The sequence below is a fragment of the Engelhardtia mirabilis genome (genome assembly GCF_007748095.1).
Taxonomy (GTDB): Bacteria; Planctomycetota; UBA1135; order UBA1135.
In genome coordinates, this window is sequence record NZ_CP036287.1 from 3,224,899 (window position 1) to 3,244,401 (window position 19,503).

Consider the following 19,503-nt stretch of genomic DNA (forward strand, 5'->3'; position numbering starts at 1 on the left):
GGACCCAGGTGAACCTCAGCCCTTCAGCTCTTCGCCGACGCTGTAGGACCACTCCAGGGTGCAGGGGGTCCAGTCGACGAGCTCGTCGGCGCCGGGGAAGAAGAGTGCCAGTTCCTTGGCCGCGGACTCAGCGCTGTCGGAGCCGTGCACGAGGTTGTTGGAGAAGGACATCCCCAGGTCGCCGCGGATGGTGCCGGGAGCGGCTTCGCGGGCGTTGGTCTTGCCCATCAGACCGCGCACGACGGCGATCGCGTCGATGCCCTCGAGGGCCATGGCGACCACCGGTCCGGAGCCCATGAAGCCGACCAGGCTCGGGAAGAAGGGGCGCTCCTTGTGGTCGGAATAGTGCTGCTCGAGCAGTTCCTTGGGGAACTGGCGCAGCTTCATGCCGACCAGCTTCAAGCCCTTCTGCTCGAAGCGGGTGAGGATCTGGCCGACGAGGCCACGCTGGACGGCGTCGGGCTTGCAGAGGACGAGGGTGCGTTCCATTGCGGATCGTGGGCGTTGCCCGATGGGGCGGTGGTGGGGCGTCGTCCTGCGGATGGGGCGCGGGACGTGGAGGAGACAGCTGTGTGGACAGCACAGAGGACAGCGGTGCCGGACTGCCCGCGAAGCCGTGTTGGCTCCAAGGCGGGGCAGACAGGTCGAATCCGGCCGCTGCGGCGCGAATTTCGAGCGCAGGAGTCTACTGGGGCCGCCTGCCCGCGCAAGGCGCGGGGCCGCCGGGTCGGCTGCCGAGGGATGGACTGCGCGAGAGTGCGACAAAGTGTCGCAGTCTTCCCCAGGGTCGTCGGCCGGCCCGTGCACGGGCGGGGCGGCGCCGCCTGGATTTGAGTCGAAACCCGCGTCCCGCTGTTGACCCGGCGACCGCCAGCTCTAGATTGGCTCGCCGAAAGCGCGATTCGGAACGCTCCGAGTCGCGTCAGCTCTCTCTCACCGGTCAATCTCACCGGCCTTCGATGACGCGCTCGTGAGCGATACAAGACGATCGACCAGCGGCAGTCGACCCGACGAGACTCGCTCGCGCGGGGCCGACGACCAAGAACAGGCAGGCCGAGACGAGGCAAGCCGAGACGAGGCAAGTCGAGACGAGGCAAGTCGAGGCCAAGCGCAAGCACACAGTCCTCTCCCGGGCGGCAGCGACGCGCTGTCGTACGGGCAGGGAGCTGCCGGGCTCGGCCTGACCTTCGCGGCTTTCGTCGCTGCCTCGGCGGGCCTCGGATTCTGGATCGACGGTCGCTTCGGTTGGAGCCCCTGGGGCACGCTGGTCCTGTCGTTGTTCGGCGTCTTCAGTGGCATGGCCTGGATGATCGTGAAGGCCGGCGGCGTCGGCTCGAAGCGACGGCGTGGCAAGGGCGATGCCTGAGCGACGCGGTGCCGCTACGACGCGAAGGCCTGGGCCCGCGAGCTACCTGGCAGGGCCCGGCCTGGCGAAGTGAAGACTGACGCGACTGAGTGACTGGACTCGACCGACTGGACTCGACCGACTGGACTCGACCGACTGGACTCGACCGACTGGACTCGACCGACAGCGACAGCACCTGCCTGAAGCCGACCAGCTCGGCCTCGACAACACACCTCCCCCCACTGACCGACCCGAGACGCCCCAGTCGGCGAATCGGTGCCGATCGCGATGACTCTCACCAACATCTGCCTAATCCTGCTCAGCGCCGTCGCCGGCGTGGTTGCGTGGATTCTCGGTGGACGCGAGGGCACCGGCGTGCTGCTCGGATCCTTGCTCGCGGCGGGCCTCACCGGGTTGGGGATGGCCTACCAGCGACAGGTCCTGGCGACGCGCCCCAACCTCGCGGTGGGCGTGCTCGGCCTGTTCATGGTGGTCAAGATGTTCTGCCTCTTGATCGGCGCAGCGATCCTGCGCTACGTACCCTTCGCCGCCGAGCGCGCGGACTGGCGCGCTTTCGTCGTTGCCTTCGCACCGGTCGCAGTCTTGGCCTTGATCGTCGGCGCCGGTGACACCATGCGTCGGTTGAAGGCGCAGTCCCGCACTGGAACCGGGGCTACCGAAGCTGGAGCGGCCGGATCGAGCGCGCCCCGCTCGAACGACGCACTCGCCACCAACGACTCGATTCAATCGGCGGTCCGCGCTTCGCTCGAAGCCTGACCCCACCGATTCAACTCCGCCTCCCCCGGCACGTCCCCCTCTCACCCTCCCCAACGTCGGCTCCGCCAACCCGCTCCCCGCAGTAGCTGCATCCGGATGGGAAACCTGCTCAACCTCCGCGCCCTGGCGATGATCGCTGTGATCGTCGGTGCCATCGCATTGAACATCAAGTTCGTGCCGCACCACGATGACCCCGACGTCTTCCAGCAGCTCTTCGCGCACGTCCTGCCCGCGCAGTTGATGACCGGCGGTCACGGCGATCACGGTGCCGATGAGGCGCACGGTGCCGATGAAGCGACTGACGCCGCTCACGGCTCGGTCGAGCAAGCCGCTCAGGACCATGGCGCCGACGGACATGCGGCCGATTCGCACACGGAAGCCGGTGCCGATTCACACGGTGCCGGAAGCCGAGTTCTGACCGCGCCCCTGCCTGGCTTCCTGGCGGGTTTCGACATGACCGGGGACGCGGACTCTCCGGCTCTGGTCCTGACCAACCTGCAGATCTTCCAGATCGCCGCGGTGCTGCTGATCCTGATCGGCTTCTGGGGCGTGCCGAACTACCTGCGGACCGGCCACGGCGACGTGATCTCGCGCTTCTTCGCGGGCTTCGCCACCTGGCTGCGCGACGACGTCGTGAACCCCGCGATGGGGCGCGAGTTGGGGGGCAAGTTCCTGCCCTTCTTCCTCGCGATCTTCTTCTTCATCCTGTTCATGAACCTGATGGGGCTCTTGCCGTGGTCGGCGACGCCCACCGCCAGCGTCTTCGTCACCGGCGCCCTGGCGATGATGACCCTCGGGATCATGATCGTCGGCGGGATGATCGCCCAGGGTCCGCTGACCTTCTGGAAGACCCTGATCCCGCACGTGCCCGCGCCCCTGCTGATCATCATGATCCCCGTCGAGCTGATGGGTCTGGTGGTGAAGCCGGTCGCGTTGATGATCCGACTCTTCGCGACCATGATGGGTGGGCACCTGGTGGTGCTCTCCTTCCTGGGCCTGATCTTCTACATGGCCCAGTCGATGGGCACTGGCGTCGGCATCGCGACCACGCCCCTGTGGATCGGCTTCGCGGTCTTCATCATGATCATCGAGGCCTTCGTGGCGCTGCTGCAGGCCTACATCTTCACCCAACTGTCCGTGCTCTTCATCAGCGGGGCGCTGCACCCCGAGCACTGATCGACGGCATCGATCGAACACTGGGCTCCGCGTCGCAGACGCGACTGGAGTCCAGTCCCGTCCGGCGGGACCTGACACCCAGAGCGTCGCGTCCCCGAATCAACATCCCACCAACCCCTCGAGCTCGCCGATCGGCTGGCTCGCCTACCGACTTCGGATTCCATGCTGCAAGAGATCTCTGAGCCTGCCGCCGCCGCCTACATGGCCAAGATGGGTGCCGCCCTCGGCGCCGGTCTCGCTCCCCTCGGTGCCGGCCTCGGCATCGGCCGTATCGGCGGCCAGGCCAACGAGGCCATCGCCCGCCAGCCCGAGGCGACCGCCGACATCCGCGGCGCGTCGATCCTCTTCGCGGCGCTGATCGAGGGTGTCGCCCTCTTCGCCGTCGTCGTGACCCTGCTCGTCGCCCTCGGCTGACAAGCAATCGCGGTGGGTAGCGCCCGACGCCTGGTAGGCGTCGGGCACGCACGCCGCCCTCGCTCGAGGACCCCTCGGGGTCCACGTCGGCGAGGCGCGAAGCCCAGCGCTGCGCGCCGAAACCATCGTTCACCACGCCGCGTCGTCACCCGCGCTGCATCGTTACCCGCGCTGCATCGTTACCCGTACCTAGCGATCGCTGGACCCCGACCCCATGATCCAACTCACGGCTTTCCCGCTGCTCGCAGAAGGGGGCTTCAACCCCTTCGAGCTCACGTTCGCGGGCGGCGCCCTTTGGACCTGGGCCATCTTCCTTCTGGCCCTGTGGCCGATCTGGACGATGGTCATGGGCCCGGTCACTCGCGCGCTCCTCGAGCGTGACGAATTGGCCAAGCGCGCCATCACCCAGGCCGAGAAGGCCAGTGCCGACGCCGAGGCCGCCCGGGCCGAGGTCGAGGTGCGGCTGGGTGAAGCTCGCGTGGAGGCCCAGAAGCTCCTGACCCAGGCCCGCGAGCGCGCGGAGACCCGCGAGCGCGAGCTCGTGGACGCCGCCAAGGCGGAAGCGACGGCCCTGCTCGAGAACGCTCGGTCGCAGATCCGCGCCGAGCAGGACAAGGCCATCGCGGCGATTCGCAGCGAGGTCGTCGAGTTGTCCCTGTCCGCGGCATCGAAGGTGCTGGAGCGGAACGTGGGCAGCGACGACGATCGGCGCATGGTCACCGAGCTGGTCGGAGGCGCGAGCCAGTGAGCAGCTTCGACGCCGTCAGCGCGCGCTACGCGGAGGCGCTCTACGCCCTCGCACAGAAGGCCGGAGCCCTCGAGTCCGTGCTCGGCGATGTCGAGCGTCTGACTGCCGAGATCGCCAGCCCGAAGGTGCGCGCCTACCTCTTCAACCCGCGCTTCGCAGCGGAACAGCGCATCAAGATCCTGGACCCGCTCCTGGGCGGCATGCACCAGCTGACCCAGAACCTGGTTCGACTGCTGTTCGACCGCAACCGCGACGGCGTGCTGCTCTCGCTGGGCGACGCCCTGCGTGCGAAGCAACTGACCGAACGCGGAGCCGTCGACGGTGTGGTCGAGAGCGCTCGGCCCCTGTCTGGCGAGCAGCTCGACGAGCTGAAGACCGGACTTCGGGCCCGCATGGGCAAGGAAGTCCTGCTCGACAACCGCATCGTCCCCGACCTGGTCGGAGGCATTCGAGTGATTGTCGGCAGCTCGATGATCGACTACTCGGTCAAGGGCCGCCTGGCCGGGCTACGAGACCGAATGAACCGCGCGCCGCTCAGCGCTGCTGCCCGAGCCTGAGACCGATCCGCTCCGACTGACTGAATCCTGTCCGACTGGCCTCACTGTCATACGGGGCCGGCCCTGCCGGCACCGACCGACCCGCTCTGACCCATCGATTCGCACCGGCGGATCGTCCCGAACACCCTCCGCGGCCGCGACCATCGAGTCCAGCCGACACAACCGACTCCAAGAACCCATGGACCTTCGTCCCGCAGAAGTCACCTCGATCCTCGAGAAGGAAATCGAGAGCTACCAGGGCGACGCCAACATGCAGAGCGTCGGCACCGTGCTGTACGTCGGCGACGGCGTCGCGCGCGTCTGGGGCCTCGACGACTGCATGATGAACGAGCTGCTGGAGTTCCCCGGCGGCGTGCGCGGGGTCGCGCTCAACCTCGAAGAGGACAACGTCGGCTGCGTGCTCCTCGGCTCGGCGACCAAGGTCAAAGAGGGCGACGAGGTCAAGAGCACCGGGCGCATCATCTCGGTGCCGACCGGCGACGCCCTGCTGGGTCGCGTGGTCAACGCCCTGGGTGACCCCGTCGACGGACGCGGTCCGATGGCCGTCACCGCGGACGACTACCTGCCCATCGAGCAGCCCGCGCCTTCGGTGGTCGAGCGCCAGCCGGTGACCGAGGCCATGCAGACCGGCATCAAGGCCATCGACGCCATGATCCCGATCGGTCGCGGCCAGCGCGAGCTGATCATCGGCGACCGTCAGACCGGCAAGACGGCCCTCCTGATCGACTCGATCATCAACCAGAAGCGCACCGGCGGCGGCGACCCGACCAACCCGGAGCAGGTGATCTGCGTCTACGTCGCGATGGGGCAGAAGCAGTCGACGGTCGTCGACGTGGCCCGTCGTCTCGAGGCGGCCGGCGCCATGCCCTACACGATCATCGTCTCGGCCTCGGCCAACGACGAGGCCTCGATGCAGTACCTGGCGGCCTACGCCGGCTGCACCATGGCCGAGCGCTTCCGCGACGCCGGTCGCCACGTGCTGATCATGTACGACGACCTGTACAAGCAGGCCCTGGCCTACCGCCAGGTCATGCTGCTGCTGCGTCGTCCCCCGGGTCGCGAAGCCTTCCCCGGCGACGTCTTCAACCTGCACAGCCGTCTGCTCGAGCGCGCGGCGAAGCTCTCCGACGAAGCGCCCAAGATCAACCCGCGCTACAAGGCTGGCGGGGGGTCGATCACCGCGCTGCCCGTGGTGGAGACCCAAGAGGGCGACGTCTCGGCCTACATCCCGACCAACGTGATCTCGATCACCGACGGTCAGATCTTCCTCGAGTCGGACCTGTTCAACTCGGGCGTGCGCCCGGCCGTGAACGCCGGTATCTCGGTCTCCCGAGTCGGCGGCGCGGCGCAGATCCCGGCCATGAAGAAGATCGCCGGCGGTATGCGCCTCGAGCTGGCCCAGTACCGCAGCCTGCAGGCCTTCGCCCAGTTCGGTTCCGACCTGGACAAGGCCACCCAGCAGACCCTGATCCGCGGTGAGCGTCTGGTGGAGATCCTCAAGCAGCCCCAGTACGCCCCGGTCGGTGTCGAGGATCAGATCATGATCATCTACGCCGGCACCTCGGGTGCCCTCGACGACCTCCCCGCCGGCAAGGTGGGGGAGTTCGAGCAGGCCTTCCGCGAGACGGTCAACTCCTCGGCCCCGGAGATCGTCCAGGAGCTCAAGGACACGAAGAAGCTGTCGGACGAGTCGAAGGCCAAGCTCGACAGCCTGGCCAAGTCGGTCAAGGCCCAGGTCAACGCCTGACCGCGACCGTCCGAGCCTGAGTCGCATTCCCGCACCCGGTCCCCACACACTCGGTTCCAACCCACCCGATGGCTGGCATTCGTGAGCTTCGCGGACGGATCAAATCCGTCGGCAACATCAAGCAGATCACGCGAGCGATGGAGATGGTCGCCTCGACCAAACTCCGTCGCTTCCAGGATCGTGCGGTCGCTTCGCGTCCCTACGCGACGGAGATCACCGGTCTGGTGGGGCGTCTCGCTGGCGTGCTCGGCGAAGACCTGGCCGATCGCCCGCTGTTCAAGCCGGGTGCTGGCGAGGCCACGGCCGTGCTGCTGGTGACCTCGGACCGAGGTCTGTGCGGCGGCTACAACGCCAACGTGTTCCGCGTGCTCGAGGAGTGGCTATTGGCTCGCAAGGAGAGCGGCGACAACTCGTCGGTGCACTTCTTCGTGTACGGCCGCAAGGGGTACAAGTACCTGACCAAGCGCGGCCACAAGGTGGAGCGCTACCTGGTCGAGCCGCCCCTGGAGGAAATCGACTTCCCCAACGCGGCGCGCACCGCGGCGGTCCTGACCCAGGCCTTCGAGACCGGCGCGTACCGGGACGTGAAGATGATCTTCACGGCCTTCATCTCGGCCGCCAAGTACGTACCGGAATCGGTGCCCTTCCTGCCTATCGCACCGGACGCCCTCGGCGCCGGCGATTCGGGGAGCGACGGGTCGTCGGACCTCGCCGCCGGCGGGGACGTGTTGCTCGAGCCCGACGCGAACTCGATCTTCGACTCCCTGATTCCGCGCTACCTCGAGACGCGCATCTACAACGCGCTGATCGAATCGCTCACCTCGGAGTACGCCAGCCGCCGCGCTTCGATGAAGAACGCGACCGACGCGGCTTCGGACATGCAGGGCGAGCTGAAGCTGCTCTACAACCGACTGCGTCAAGAGACGATCACCAAGGAGCTGCTCGACATCGTCGGCGGCGCCGAAGCGGTCCGCTGACCCGCACAGCAGACCACCACCCTCACCCGCACGAACGCTCCTTCGTTCCACGAGCCCTCAGCCATGACCTCCGCGAACCCCGGCACCGTCGCTCAGATCTTCGGTCCCGTCGTCGACGTCCGCTTCCCGGCGGGCCACCTGCCGGCGATCTACAACTCCCTCGTTATCGACGAGGGCGTCGAGTCGACGATCACCCTCGAAGTCGCCCAGCACCTCGGCAACAACGTGGTCCGCTGCGTGGCCATGGCCTCGACCGACGGTCTGCGCCGCGGCGTTTCGGTGGATGACACCGGCTCGCCGATCATGGTCCCGGTGGGAGAGCGCACCAAGGGGCGCATCTTCAACCTGCTCGGGCAGCCCCTCGACACCGTCGCCCGCGGCGGTTTCGAGGACGGTCAGATGGCGCCGATCCACCGTCCGGCCCCGGCCTTCGACGAGCAGGAGGCCATCAGTGAAGTCTTCGAGACCGGCCTCAAGGTCGTCGACCTGCTCTGCCCCTTCGCGAAGGGCGGCAAGATCGGCCTCTTCGGGGGCGCTGGAGTCGGCAAGACCGTGCTGATCCAGGAGCTGATCCGGATCACCGCAGTGGAGAAGGGCGGCTTCTCGGTCTTCTGCGGCGTGGGGGAGCGCACCCGCGAGGGTAACGACCTCTGGCTGGAGATGTCCGAGGCCAAGTACACGACCCCCGAGGGAGACGAGCAGAGCGTGATCGACAACGCCGTGCTGGTCTTCGGGCAGATGAACGAGCCCCCGGGCGCGCGTCTGCGCGTGGCCCTCTCGGGCCTGACGATGGCCGAGTTCTTCCGCGACGAGCGGGGCCAGGACGTGCTGCTGTTCGTCGACAACATCTTCCGCTTCGTCCAGGCTGGCTCCGAGGTCTCGGCGCTCCTGGGCCGGATGCCCTCGGCCGTGGGTTACCAGCCGACCATGGCCAGCGAGATGGGCGCTCTGCAGGAGCGCATCACCTCGACCAAGAAGGGTTCGGTCACGTCGATGCAGGCGGTCTACGTGCCTGCCGACGACATCACCGACCCGGCGCCGGTGGCGACCTTCGCCCACCTGGACTCGACCATCCTCCTCGAGCGCTCGATCGCGGAGCTGGGCATTTACCCCGCCGTGGATCCGCTCAAGTCGACCTCGCGGATGCTCGACCCCCAGGTCGTCGGTGAGGAGCACTACAACGTGGCCCGCGAGACCCAGCGGATCCTTCAACGCTACGCGGATCTCAAGGACATCATCGCCATCCTCGGCGTCGAAGAGCTCTCGGACGAGGACAAGCAGGTCGTCGCGCGGGCGCGCCGCATCCAGAAGTTCCTGTCCCAGCCCTTCTTCGTGGCCGAGCAGTTCACCGGTACCCCCGGGGTGTTCGTGCCCCGCGAGGACACGGTGCGCTCCTTCAAGGAGATCATCGAGGGCAAGCACGACTCGGTTCCCGAGCAGGCCTTCATGTACAAGGCCGGCATCGATGCCGTGCTCGAGGCCGCTCGCAAGATGGAAGGCTGAGGCACTCGCCTCACCTGCCTCGCATAGCCTTCCTGCACGGATAGAACTGCCATGGCCGAGATGACGCTGCGGGTGATCACGCCCGACAAGATCCTGATCGACGAGACCGTTACGTCGGTGCGCCTGCCCGGCATCGACGGGTTCATGGGCGTGCTGCCGCGGCACGCTCACATGATCGCGGCCCTGGACTTCGGCCCGCTGGACTACAAGGACAGCAAGGGCGTGGCCCACGCTGTCTTCGTCGGTGGCGGCTTCGCCGAAGTCAGCGACAACACCGTGCGCGTCGTCGCGCCGGTTGGTGAGACCGCGGGCACGATCGACGTGGCGCGGGCCGAGGAAGCCGAGAAGCGCGCCCGTGAGCGGCTCGACTCCGGGATCTCGGCCGGGATCGCCGACGTGGACACCCTGCGTGCCCAGCTGGCCCTGCGGCGGGCGATGATGCGCATTCGCACCAAGCGACGGAGTCTGTGACGAGCTCGCACTCACGGCCCGACTGGCTGCGCACCCATACCTGCGGTGAGTTGCGCGAGGCGAACGTCGGTCAGTCCGTCGTGCTGAACGGTTGGGTTGATGCGCGCCGGGATCACGGCGGCATCTACTTCGTCGACCTGCGTGACCGCTACGGCATCACCCAGGTCACGCTGACCCCGGAGCAGTCCGACGCCCTGCCCTTCTCGACCGAGTTCGTGCTCGGTGTGCACGGCAAGGTGGTCCAGCGGGAGAACCCGAACCCGGACCGGCCGACCGGCCTGATCGAGGTTCGAACCGAGCGGATCGAGGTCCTCTCGCCCTCGCCGACGCCGCCGATCGACATCATCGACAACCTCGACGCGGCGGTCGACACACGCCTGCGCTACCGCTACCTGGACCTGCGCCGCGGGCCCTTGCAGCGCAACCTGATCCACCGCTCCAAGTTCATCGCCTCGATTCGGCGGGCCTTCGAGGACCAGGAGTTCATCGAGGTCGAGACTCCGGTGCTGACGCGGGCCACGCCGGAGGGAGCCCGGGACTACCTGGTGCCCAGTCGTGTGCACCCGGGGCAGTTCTACGCACTCCCGCAGTCGCCGCAGATCTTCAAGCAGATCCTGATGGTGGCCGGCTACGACCGGTACTTCCAGGTCGCGCGCTGCTTCCGCGACGAGGACCTGCGGGCAGATCGCCAGCCCGAGTTCACGCAGCTCGACATGGAGATGTCCTTCGTCCACGAAGAGGACGTCTTCGCGGTCTGGGAAGGGGTCATGGGCCGCGCGTTCCGCGAGAACATGGGCCTCGAGCTGCCCCAGACGTTCCCGCGCATGCGCTGGGAGGAGGCGATGGATCGCTTCGGCTCGGACAAGCCCGACACTCGCTTCGGCATGGAGCTTGTGGACTTGGCGGAATGGGTTCCGACCTGTGAGTTCCGCGTCTTCCAAGGCGCGCTCGAGGCCGGCGGCCGGGTGATGGCGATCCGCGTGCCCGGCGGCGGTAGCTCCGTCTCCCGCGGACAGCTCAAGTCCCTCGAGTCAGCGGCCAAGGATCTCGGCGCCAAGGGCCTGGCGTGGTGGAAGCCGGGCGAGGAGGGCGGAGCCGCCGGCCCAGTGGCCAAGTTCATGGACGGGGCGGTGGGCGAGGAATTGCTGGCGCTCACGGCCGTCGACGGCGCGACCACGGATGGCGACCTGCTGCTGTTCGGGGCGGACGCCGAGCGGATCGTGTGGCGGGTGCTGGGCGACCTGCGCCTGCGTCTGGCGCGCCAGCTCGACCTGCTGCCCCCGGCGACCGGGGACGGCGCCCAGTGGAACTTCCTCTGGGTGACCCACTTCCCGATGTTCGAGTTCGATGAGGCGGCAGGGCGCTACTTCAGCTCCCACCACCCTTTCACCTGCCCCGAGGACGAGACCTTGGGCGGGGACGAGCCGGACGTTTCGAAGCTCGTCTCCCGGGCCTACGACCTGGTCCTCAACGGCTGGGAGCTGGGCTCCGGTTCGATTCGAATCCACCGCCAGGACGTCCAGGCGCGGGTTTTCGAGCTGCTCGGAATCGACGCGTCCGAGCAGCAGCTCAAGTTCGGGTTCCTGCTGGAGGCCCTGTCGTACGGCGCGCCGCCCCACGGGGGCTTCGCGGTGGGCCTCGACCGGCTGGTGGCCCTGACTCTGGGCCTGGACAGCATTCGCGACGTGGTGGCCTTCCCCAAGACCACCTCCGCGGCCGATCTCATGTGTGGCGCGCCCTCGCGGGTGGCGCCTGACCAGTTGGCGGAGGTGCACGTGGCACCCGCCGGCAAGGCCCTCGAGCGCGACGGGTCCGCGTGACCCGTCCTCGAGGTGCTCGGGCTGGCTGTGGGGGATGTACCCTGCAGCCGACCCGAACCGGGGTAGCGGCCTGCGGGGGGCCGACCTAAGCTCGTCCGCGCCCCCGGGACATCAACCCATTCGTCCATCAGGACAAGGAGCTACGTGGCCAGTCAGAATTACCGGGTTAACCGACAGATTCGCTCTCGAGAGGTGCGCCTCATCGGAGCTGACGGCGAGCCGGTCGGCGTTGTGTCGATCGATCGCGCCAAGGTCCTGGCCCAAGAGGCCGGACTCGACCTGGTCGAGGTCTCCCCGAACGCCCGTCCACCCGTTTGCAAGGTGATGGACTTCGGGAAGTTCAAGTACGACCAGAAGAAGAAGGAACGGGCCAGCGGCAAGAAGGGGCGGGTCGTCAGCGGCCTGAAAGAGCTCCGAGTCCGGCCCGCAATCGACAAGCACGACCTCGAGTACCGCCTCAAGAACGGGCGCAAGTTCCTCGAGGAGGGCCACAAGGTCCAGGTCGTCTGCATCTTCCGCGGTCGCCAGATGGCGCACCCGGAGCACGGCTACGACGTGATGCGGACCGTGGCGCGCGACCTGGAGGACATCTCCAAGGTCGAGTCGCCGCCCAAGATGGCTGGCAACCGGATGACGATGATGCTGGCCAAGCGCTGATCGGAGCCCCCTTTCGGCGCGGGGGATCGCGCCACGGCGCGGCCCGCGCCGAGGGGATCGCCGGCGCCCAGGACTCCGGGTGCTCGCTGCCCAGGTCGCGGCTCGACGTGGTTCCCTCCGTCGCGGGTCGATGGGGACTTGACCGGGTGCGGTCCTGATTGGATGGCGCCCTGGCCCCATCCCAGCCCGGGCCCGCTGCGGCGCAGGCCCGAGCCGTTGGGTCCACCGCGGCACTCAGCCAGCTCCACCCTTGATCCGGCCTGGCCGATCGCTATCCTCTTCGCTCCTCATTCAAGCCCGGGGATCCGTTCCCCGGCCCCTGCGAGCGGTGCGGGCACGCCTGCGACCGGGGACCAACGAGAGCGCCCGAGGGCGCGCAAGGAAGAGTCAGCCATGCCCAAGATGAAATCCCGAGGCTCCGTCAAGCGGCGCTTCAAGGTCACCAAGTCCGGCAAGGTCGTCGGCAGCCGTACCGGTCGCGGCCACATGCACGCGAGCAAGGACGCCAAGTCCCGCCGCGCCAACCGCAAGCCGATCATCCTCACCGGCACCTGGGCCACGCTCATGCGCCGAATGATGGGAGGGAAGTAACCCATGGTTCGCGTTACCTACGGTGCCCCGCGTCGTCAGAAGAAGCGTCGCTACTTCAAGCAGGCCAAGGGCTTCCGCGGCGGGCGCCGCAAGCTCTGGCGCACGGTTCGCGAGACCCTGCTGCGCTCCTGGGCCTACGCCTTCCGGGATCGCAAGCAGCGCAAGCGCCAGTTCCGCCGCCTGTGGATCCTGCGCATCAACGCCGCGGCGCGTCAGCGTGGGATCACCTACTCGCGCTTCATCAACGGCCTCAAGGCGTCGCAGATCGACTTGAACCGCAAGCAGCTCTCCGAGCTCGCGATTCACGATCCCGCCGCTTTCGACACCCTGGTCGAGAAGGCCAAGGCGGCCTGCGGCAGTTGAGCTGACGGGCGACGAAGTCGCCCCCGCACGAACGACGCTCCGCCTGCAGGTCCTGCCTGCGGCGGAGCGTTTGCGTTTCACGACCGAACCGGCCTCCGGCGTTGGCCGCGCGGGCCCCAGGACGAACCGGCATGACTCAAGTCGACTTCGACGATCTCCAGCGCACCGCGGCGGAACGCATCGCGCGTGCCTCCGACGAGGAAGGACTGCGCGCCATCGAGCGCGAGTACCTCGACAAGGGCGGCGTGATCGCCGGCCTCTTGGCTTCGATCCCGACCCTCGAGCCCACCGAGCGGCGAGAGTTCGGTCAATCCGCCAACGGTCTCAAGCAGGCGGTCCAGGCGGCCCTGGCCGATGGCCGCGCGGCCCTGGCGGCGGGACGCCTGGCGGCCGAGCTCGCGGCCGACGACTTCGATCCGACCCTGCCCGGCGCGCGCCTCGAGCGCGGCTCCTTGCACCCCCTGACCCAGGTGCGGCGCGAGGTCGAGGACCTGTTCAGCTCCATGGGCTACCAGGTCCTCGACGGGCCCGAGGTGGAGCTGGACTACTACAACTTCCAGGCTCTCAACATCCCGGTCGACCACCCCAGCCGCGAGGAGCAGGACACCTTCTACTGCGACCGCGAGCACACCCTGGTGATGCGGACCCAGACGTCGCCGGTGCAGATCCGCGCCATGGAGCGCATGACGCCGCCCTTCCGCGTGATCGCGCCGGGCAGGGTGTTTCGCAACGAGCAACAGGACGCTACCCACGAGCACACCTTCCACCAGGTGGAGGGTCTGGTCGTCGGGCACGGCGTGCAGGTCGGCCACCTGACCTGGACGCTCAAGAACTTCCTGACCCAGCTCTTCGACCGCGAGGTGCCGGTGCGCCTGCGGCCGGGCTTCTTCCCCTTCGTCGAGCCCGGCTTCGAGTTCGACATGGGCTGCGCCTTCTGCGGCGGCAAGGGCTGCCGCGTGTGCAAGGGCTCGGGTTGGATCGAGTTCTGCGGCTGCGGCATGGTCCACCCGCGCGTGCTCGAGGCCGGCTTCGCGGGGCGCGACGACGTCGACGTCTCGGCCCTGACCGGCTTCGCCTTCGGCTTCGGCCTCGATCGACTCGTGATGACGCGCTACGGCGTCGACGACATCCGCCAGTTCATGGGCGGCGACCTCCGCTTCCTGGAGCAGTTCTGATGCAGGTCTCCTACCGCTGGCTCGAGCGTCACGTCGACCTGTCCGGGGTGACCCCTTTGGAGGTCGCGCGCCTCTTGACGCTGCATGTGGCCGAGGTCGAGGGTGTCGAGCCCTTTGCCGCCCACCTCTCGGACGTGACCGTGGGTCACGTTCTCGAGCGCACCGCCCACCCGGACGCCGACAAGCTCAGCGTCTGCCGTGTCGACGTAGGCCAGGGCGAGCCGCTGCAGATCGTGTGCGGCGCGCCCAACGTGGCCGCCGGACAGCGTGTGGCCGTGGCCACCATCGGCACCGTCCTGCCCGGCGACTTCAAGATCAAGAAGGGCAAGATCCGCGGCCAGGAGTCGGCCGGGATGATCTGCTCCGTGCGCGAGCTGGACCTGGGCGACGAGCACGACGGGATCTGGGTCCTGCCCGGCGAGCCCGAGGTGGGGCGCTCGGTGGCGCAGGCCTTGGGCCTGGCGGATTGGGTCTTCGAGATCGACAACAAGTCGGTCACCCACCGCCCGGACCTGTGGGGGCACCGCGGCATGGCGCGCGAGCTGGCGGCCCTGCTCGGCCGCGAGTTGAAGTCCCTGGATACGTCCCTGCCCGAGACCGGGTCCGGCGAGCCTTACCCCGTGCGGGTGGAGACCCCGGGCTGCCCGCGCTACCTGGCCCTGCCGATCGACGGGGTGCGCGCCGAGCCCAGTCCCCAATGGCTGCGCCTCCTCCTGCTCGCCGTCGGCCAGCGCCCGATCGACCTCCTGGTCGACGTCTCGAACTTCGTGATGCTCGACCTGGGTCAGCCGAACCACCTCTTCGACCGCCGGCGCCTGGCCGGCTCGATCGAGGTGCGCGAGGCCCGCGAGGGTGAGCTCATCCAGACCCTCGACGGCGAGGAGCGCAGGCTGACGCCGGCAGACCTTCTGATCTGCTCCGGCGACCAACCGGTCGCGCTCGCGGGGGTCATGGGCGGTGAGCTCTCCAAGGTCGAGGGCGACACCAACGAGTTGCTGCTCGAGATCGCCAACTTCCACGGCACCACCGTGCGCCGGACCGCCGCGCGCCTGGCCCTGCGCACCGACGCCTCGGCGCGCTTCGAGAAGAGCCTCGACCCGTGCCTGGCGCTCGAGGCGGCGGGCCACCTGGTGCGGATTCTGGCCCAGATCCAACCGTCCCTGACCCTGCCCTCGCCGATCACCGACGCGGGCGATTGGGCCGTCCCGTCGGTGCGGATCGCGCTGCCCGGCGAGCGCGTGCGCGGAATCCTCGGCGTTGACATGCGTGACGAGCAGATCGCGGCGCACCTGGGCGCCCTGGGCTTCGGCGTTGCGATCGACGGAGGGGTGCTGACCGTGGACGTGCCTACCTGGCGCGCCACGAAGGACGTCACCATCGCCGAGGACTTGATCGAAGAGGTCGGCCGCACGGTCGGCTACGACGCGATCCCAGGGGCCAAGTTGGTGGCTGAAGTGGCGCCCCCGCCGCGGGACCATCGCCGCGAACTGGTCCGGGCACTGCAGGATCGCCTGTCCGGCTCGGCGCGCTTCCACGAGGCGCTCGGCTACAGCTTCCAGTCGAACGACCTACTGCGCGCCACGCGCGGGGCCGACGCGGCCTATGTCGAGGTGATCAACCCGGTGGCCGAGGGCGAGTCCAAGGTCCGCCGCTCGGTGCTTCCGTCCCTGCTCCAGAAGCTCGGGCCCAACCTCCGTCAGCGCGGAGACGTGCGGCTGTTCGAGATCGGCAAGGGCTACCTGCCCGAGCGGCGCGGCGAGCGCGGCGACCCGGCCGAGGTCCACGAGCTGGGCCTGGCCCTCGCCGCGCCCCGCCCCGCCGCCAACGCACGCTTCGACGCCGGCGCCCTGCCGCGGTTGCGCGGAGTGCTCGACGACCTGCTCCACGTCGTCGGCGCCCCCGCTCCCGAGTGGCGGCGCGCGGCCGCGGACCTGCCCGGTTGGGCCCACCCCGGCAAAGCGGTGGAAGCCGTCACCACGGGAGCCGGGGGCGGCGCGCGGGTGGCCCTGCTGGCGGCCATCCACCCGGAGGTCACCCGCGACCTTGAGATCGATGGGGATGCCAGCGGTGCCTGCGTCTCTCTGGACGCGATCCTGGCCCTCGACCGCACGGTCAGCGACTATCGGCCCGTGCCGCGCTTCCCGGGCGTGAAGCTCGACGTGGCCTTCTCGGTGCCGGCCCAGACCCCGGCGGCGGACGTGGCCAAGGTCGTCGACCATGCCGGCAAGGGGCTGGTGGCCAGCGTGGAGTTGTTCGACGTCTACGCCGGCGCCAGCGTGGGCGAGGGCAAGAAGTCCCTGGCCTACCACGTGGTGCTCCAGGCCGCCGACCGGACGCTCGACGACAAGGACCAGCGCAAGTACCTCGACCGTCTGGAGCGCACGGCGGCCCACCAGGGCCTCGAGCTGCGGCGGGAATAGGGCCGCGGACAGCCGCCCCGCGACGGGCCTGCCCGTGGACCCTCCGGGGTGGGGCGGGCGGCGCCGGCTACTATCGGACGGGGCCGCGACGAGCTGGCAGGCAACCCGCGAGCCGAGGGCGACGGGGCCCGTTGCGCGTCCGGTGAGCAACTGACAGGGTCGGATGGACGAGGGGCGCGGGGATTCGGCTCCAGCGCGCTCGCCCTAGCCCGTTCCCTTGCCAGAGGCCCTTCATGCACGCCCCGACCGCGACCCTGAGATTTGACCGGCTTCCCGGCCTCTCGGCTACTCGCCTGTAGCGCTGGAGCGGTCCTTCTTCTGTACGGCGCCGGCGCCGCTCAGAATCCCGCCGTGGATGGCCAGTGGTCCATCAAGCACGACTGGTCCGACCAGATCGACGACCCGGCGACCAACAACGACCCCGATCAAGAGATCGCCCACGGAGCCTTGCTCTCCTAGGGCCTTTACTCCGGGCACGTGCTGCTCTGGACCTACTGGAACGCGCAGAACACGACGCGTGCTTGGCTCTTCGATCCGCAGCAGGCCGACGACTTGATCGAGATCGGCGCTGCCCTGCCCTCGAACATCTTCTGCGCCGGGCACAGCTTCACGAGGCGTCGCGGCCTTGCGATTGTGGGGGGCTTCCCCTTCGGTCACCCCGACCAGAACCGCAAGACCTACCTGTTCAACCCCCTGACGCTCCAACCGACGGTGCCGTCGGGCACGCCGCCCTTTCTGATCGCCCCGGGCACCCCGTCCACGTGGATCGAGACGCCCGAGATGAGGTATTGCCAAGAGCTGTGGATGGAAATCCTGGAGAGGTCACGCGGCGACCTTGATGCCGTCCTTGAATCGGACTCCTCGGATGACGTCTCCGAGGTGTTCGTGGCCGTTTAGCTTCCGCCAGGTCTTCTCGGCCGACTTGGCGAGCTTGTAGACCATGGCGAGGCCGGCGGCTCGGGATCCTGCGCCTTTGGTCCGGCTGGTTCGCAGCCGGATCGTCGCGAAGGTGGATTCGGGTGGGGTTGGTGGTGCGTAGGTGGCGCCAGTGCTCGGCCGGGAAGTCGTAGAAGGCCAGCATTGCCTCACGGTCCTCAAGCAGGCATTCGACCGCCTTCGGGTACTTGGCACCGTAGCTGGACTTGAAGAGGGTCATGGCCGCTTCGGCGTCCTCTCGCGTCTCGGCGTTCCAGATCTCGGTCAGCGAAGCCTTGATCTTGGGATGCATCGACTTCGGGCACTTGTTCAGGACGTTGGCCGTCTTGTGGACCCAGCAGCGTTGCCCCCGCGCGGTTGGCCAGACCTTGGCGCTGGCCTTCCAGAAGCCGAGCGCGCCGTCCGCGACGACCAGCTTCGGAGCGATCGTGAGGCCACGGGCCTCGAGGTCCACCAGGACTTCGGTCCAGGACTGCTCACTCTCGCGCTCACCATCGTGGACGGCCACCAGCTCCTTCTTGCCGTCGGCCGTGGCGCCCATGATCACGAGCATGCAGGCGCGCTCGTCCGTCAGGCGCACGTTCGAATGAATGCCATCGGCCCACAGGTAGACGTAGTGCTTGCCTGCGAGCTCGCGCTTGCTCCAGGTCCGGTGCTCCTCTTCCCACGCCTGTTTGAGGCGCTCCACGGTCGAGGCCGAGAGACCGGCGGCCCCTTCGCCGAGGAGGCCACCGAGCGCTTCGCCGAAGTCGCCGGTCGAGATTCCGCGCAGGTACAGCCACGGGATCAGCTCCTCGATGGTCTTCGAGCGGCGCAAGTATGGAGGCAGGATCTTGCTGGTGGAACTGGATCCGATTGCCGTCGTCGTCCAAGCGACGATCATCGACTCGAGGACGACCGATCGGAATGTCGCCCAAGGCGGTCTGGATCGTGCGCTCGGGGCACGAGCCGTTGCGAACCACGAGCCTGCGGCCCTGCTCGTCCACTTGGTCCGCGTGGGCGTCGATGTACTCGGCGAGGATCTCCGCTTCCTCCCGGTCCAATCCTGTCTTTCACCCTGGCGCCCCGGCCACGGCGATCAGCAGGTAGGGTGGAAGGGGCCAGGAACTATCCACTCAAGGCACAGGAGAGCCAGTATTAGCGGAGCCCTAACATGAATCGCCGCAATGGGTTAGATCTGGGTGCAGGTGCAGGTGCAGGTGCAGGTGCAGGTGCAGGTGCAAGGCTCTCGAGTGTAGAGTCAGCCGCGCGCATCACGGGAATTCGGGGGCTCGGCGCCCGGGGCTCCGATCCCGTCGCGCCTCACCCACTTTCCGTGCAGGAGAGTTTACGTGCAGGAGAGCCCTTCTCTGTGCTCTCCGGCGTCCGCTGAATAGCACAAGAGAGCCCAATGAAGGTCCTGCTGATTTCGCTCCTCACGTCAACGCTTTCCGTCCTAATCGCGCCCGAAGCATGCGCGTTTCAGGATTGTCCGACGACTCATTCTGCGGCCGCGGCTCAAGTTACATGCGCCGGGGCCTGCCCCAACTGCCATCTCCTCTCCTTCGGCGTTCTCGATCCGGTGCTCGGCGTCGGGTTTGCCGATGCCTGCTCCTGTCTCTCTGGTGATGGCACTCCGAAGTGTTGCACGCTGTACGTTATCGAGTACCAATCGGGAGTCGTCGAATACGTCGCCGACGGCGTGTGCCGGCCAAAGGTCGACGGCGACACCTGCGATGCTGGAGCGTGCACGATCGTCACCATCGAAGTGATCGACCCAGAAACAGGGCAGCAATTCGACGTCATTCGAACGGCAAGCTGCATCGAAGCCAGCCAGGGGAACTGAG

The 19,503-nt window shown here is 68.0% G+C and carries 19 protein-coding genes and 1 pseudogene; 18 read left to right on the top strand and 2 right to left on the bottom strand.

The window, feature by feature from the left end; all coding sequences use genetic code 11:
• Positions 1–15: 15 nt before the first annotated feature.
• Entirely contained in the window at positions 16–489 is a 474-nt protein-coding gene (gene ndk / locus Pla133_RS11805) for a nucleoside-diphosphate kinase (RefSeq protein ID WP_145065412.1), read from the bottom strand.
• Positions 490–970: 481 nt separating this feature from the next.
• Here ndk and Pla133_RS11810 point away from each other — a divergent pair, with 481 nt between their 5' ends.
• From Pla133_RS11810 to Pla133_RS11890, 17 genes are all read left to right on the top strand, one after another.
• Positions 971–1,366, top strand: coding sequence for an AtpZ/AtpI family protein (locus Pla133_RS11810; RefSeq protein ID WP_419192404.1), 396 nt, complete (start codon positions 971–973; stop codon positions 1,364–1,366).
• 267 nt (positions 1,367–1,633) lie between these two features.
• Entirely contained in the window at positions 1,634–2,122 is a 489-nt protein-coding gene (locus tag Pla133_RS11815) for a hypothetical protein (protein ID WP_145065414.1), read from the top strand.
• A 96-nt stretch (positions 2,123–2,218) separates the two neighbouring features.
• On the top strand, positions 2,219–3,298 hold the full coding sequence (gene atpB / locus Pla133_RS11820) for a F0F1 ATP synthase subunit A (protein WP_145065416.1): 1,080 nt from the start codon (positions 2,219–2,221) through the stop codon (positions 3,296–3,298).
• 162 nt (positions 3,299–3,460) lie between these two features.
• Entirely contained in the window at positions 3,461–3,712 is a 252-nt protein-coding gene (gene atpE, locus Pla133_RS11825) for an ATP synthase F0 subunit C (protein ID WP_419192405.1), read from the top strand.
• A 214-nt stretch (positions 3,713–3,926) separates the two neighbouring features.
• Positions 3,927–4,460 (top strand): F0F1 ATP synthase subunit B, encoded by a 534-nt coding sequence (atpF, locus tag Pla133_RS11830; protein ID WP_145065418.1) that lies wholly within the window; start codon positions 3,927–3,929, stop codon positions 4,458–4,460.
• Complete coding sequence (gene atpH / locus Pla133_RS11835; protein WP_419192406.1) at positions 4,457–5,017, top strand: ATP synthase F1 subunit delta; 561 nt, start codon at positions 4,457–4,459, stop codon at positions 5,015–5,017. The genes atpF and atpH overlap by 4 nt, the downstream gene beginning before the upstream one ends.
• 178 nt (positions 5,018–5,195) lie before the next feature.
• Complete coding sequence (gene atpA, locus Pla133_RS11840; RefSeq protein ID WP_145065422.1) at positions 5,196–6,764, top strand: F0F1 ATP synthase subunit alpha; 1,569 nt, start codon at positions 5,196–5,198, stop codon at positions 6,762–6,764.
• Between the two features lie 68 nt (positions 6,765–6,832).
• Positions 6,833–7,741, top strand: coding sequence for an ATP synthase F1 subunit gamma (gene atpG / locus Pla133_RS11845; RefSeq protein ID WP_145065424.1), 909 nt, complete (start codon positions 6,833–6,835; stop codon positions 7,739–7,741).
• Positions 7,742–7,804: 63 nt separating this feature from the next.
• Entirely contained in the window at positions 7,805–9,244 is a 1,440-nt protein-coding gene (gene atpD / locus Pla133_RS11850; protein WP_145065426.1) for a F0F1 ATP synthase subunit beta, read from the top strand.
• Between the two features lie 51 nt (positions 9,245–9,295).
• Positions 9,296–9,715, top strand: a complete 420-nt coding sequence (gene atpC / locus Pla133_RS11855) for an ATP synthase F1 subunit epsilon (protein ID WP_145065428.1) — start codon at positions 9,296–9,298, stop codon at positions 9,713–9,715.
• Positions 9,712–11,535: an aspartate--tRNA ligase gene (gene aspS, locus Pla133_RS11860; protein ID WP_145065430.1), complete on the top strand. Its 1,824-nt coding sequence runs from the start codon at positions 9,712–9,714 to the stop codon at positions 11,533–11,535. The genes atpC and aspS overlap by 4 nt, the downstream gene beginning before the upstream one ends.
• Before the next feature lie 144 nt (positions 11,536–11,679).
• Entirely contained in the window at positions 11,680–12,192 is a 513-nt protein-coding gene (gene infC, locus Pla133_RS11865) for a translation initiation factor IF-3 (RefSeq protein ID WP_145065432.1), read from the top strand.
• A gap of 393 nt (positions 12,193–12,585) precedes the next feature.
• Positions 12,586–12,783: a large ribosomal subunit protein bL35 gene (locus tag Pla133_RS11870; protein WP_145065434.1), complete on the top strand. Its 198-nt coding sequence runs from the start codon at positions 12,586–12,588 to the stop codon at positions 12,781–12,783.
• Positions 12,784–12,786: 3 nt separating this feature from the next.
• Positions 12,787–13,146, top strand: coding sequence for a 50S ribosomal protein L20 (rplT, locus tag Pla133_RS11875; RefSeq protein ID WP_145065436.1), 360 nt, complete (start codon positions 12,787–12,789; stop codon positions 13,144–13,146).
• Positions 13,147–13,277: 131 nt separating this feature from the next.
• Complete coding sequence (pheS, locus tag Pla133_RS11880; RefSeq protein WP_145065438.1) at positions 13,278–14,321, top strand: phenylalanine--tRNA ligase subunit alpha; 1,044 nt, start codon at positions 13,278–13,280, stop codon at positions 14,319–14,321.
• Positions 14,321–16,741 (top strand): phenylalanine--tRNA ligase subunit beta, encoded by a 2,421-nt coding sequence (gene pheT, locus Pla133_RS11885; RefSeq protein ID WP_145065440.1) that lies wholly within the window; start codon positions 14,321–14,323, stop codon positions 16,739–16,741. Before pheS ends, pheT begins: the two co-directional genes overlap by 1 nt.
• 477 nt (positions 16,742–17,218) lie before the next feature.
• On the top strand, positions 17,219–17,638 hold the full coding sequence (locus tag Pla133_RS11890) for a hypothetical protein (protein WP_145065442.1): 420 nt from the start codon (positions 17,219–17,221) through the stop codon (positions 17,636–17,638).
• Here the strand turns inward: Pla133_RS11890 and Pla133_RS11895 are convergent.
• A pseudogene (locus tag Pla133_RS11895) lies at positions 17,564–18,720 on the bottom strand (IS256 family transposase). The gene Pla133_RS11890 and the pseudogene Pla133_RS11895 overlap by 75 nt on opposite strands.
• 347 nt (positions 18,721–19,067) lie before the next feature.
• On the opposite strand from Pla133_RS11895, the gene Pla133_RS11900 reads away from it, so the two are divergent.
• A complete protein-coding gene (locus tag Pla133_RS11900; protein ID WP_145065444.1) occupies positions 19,068–19,502 on the top strand; it encodes a hypothetical protein in 435 nt (144 codons plus the stop codon).
• The last annotated feature ends 1 nt before the right edge of the window (position 19,503 follow it).

Coding starts and splice junctions, on each gene's coding strand:
- Pla133_RS11870 (WP_145065434.1), top strand. CDS start 12,586: ATGCCCAAGATGAAATCCCGAGGCTCCGTCAAGCGGCGCTTCAAGGTC.
- ndk (WP_145065412.1), bottom strand. CDS start 489: ATGGAACGCACCCTCGTCCTCTGCAAGCCCGACGCCGTCCAGCGTGGC.
- pheT (WP_145065440.1), top strand. CDS start 14,321: ATGCAGGTCTCCTACCGCTGGCTCGAGCGTCACGTCGACCTGTCCGGG.
- atpE (WP_419192405.1), top strand. CDS start 3,461: ATGCTGCAAGAGATCTCTGAGCCTGCCGCCGCCGCCTACATGGCCAAG.
- rplT (WP_145065436.1), top strand. CDS start 12,787: ATGGTTCGCGTTACCTACGGTGCCCCGCGTCGTCAGAAGAAGCGTCGC.
- atpF (WP_145065418.1), top strand. CDS start 3,927: ATGATCCAACTCACGGCTTTCCCGCTGCTCGCAGAAGGGGGCTTCAAC.
- atpB (WP_145065416.1), top strand. CDS start 2,219: ATGGGAAACCTGCTCAACCTCCGCGCCCTGGCGATGATCGCTGTGATC.
- atpA (WP_145065422.1), top strand. CDS start 5,196: ATGGACCTTCGTCCCGCAGAAGTCACCTCGATCCTCGAGAAGGAAATC.
- atpC (WP_145065428.1), top strand. CDS start 9,296: ATGGCCGAGATGACGCTGCGGGTGATCACGCCCGACAAGATCCTGATC.
- atpD (WP_145065426.1), top strand. CDS start 7,805: ATGACCTCCGCGAACCCCGGCACCGTCGCTCAGATCTTCGGTCCCGTC.
- Pla133_RS11815 (WP_145065414.1), top strand. CDS start 1,634: ATGACTCTCACCAACATCTGCCTAATCCTGCTCAGCGCCGTCGCCGGC.
- atpG (WP_145065424.1), top strand. CDS start 6,833: ATGGCTGGCATTCGTGAGCTTCGCGGACGGATCAAATCCGTCGGCAAC.
- pheS (WP_145065438.1), top strand. CDS start 13,278: ATGACTCAAGTCGACTTCGACGATCTCCAGCGCACCGCGGCGGAACGC.
- Pla133_RS11900 (WP_145065444.1), top strand. CDS start 19,068: ATGAAGGTCCTGCTGATTTCGCTCCTCACGTCAACGCTTTCCGTCCTA.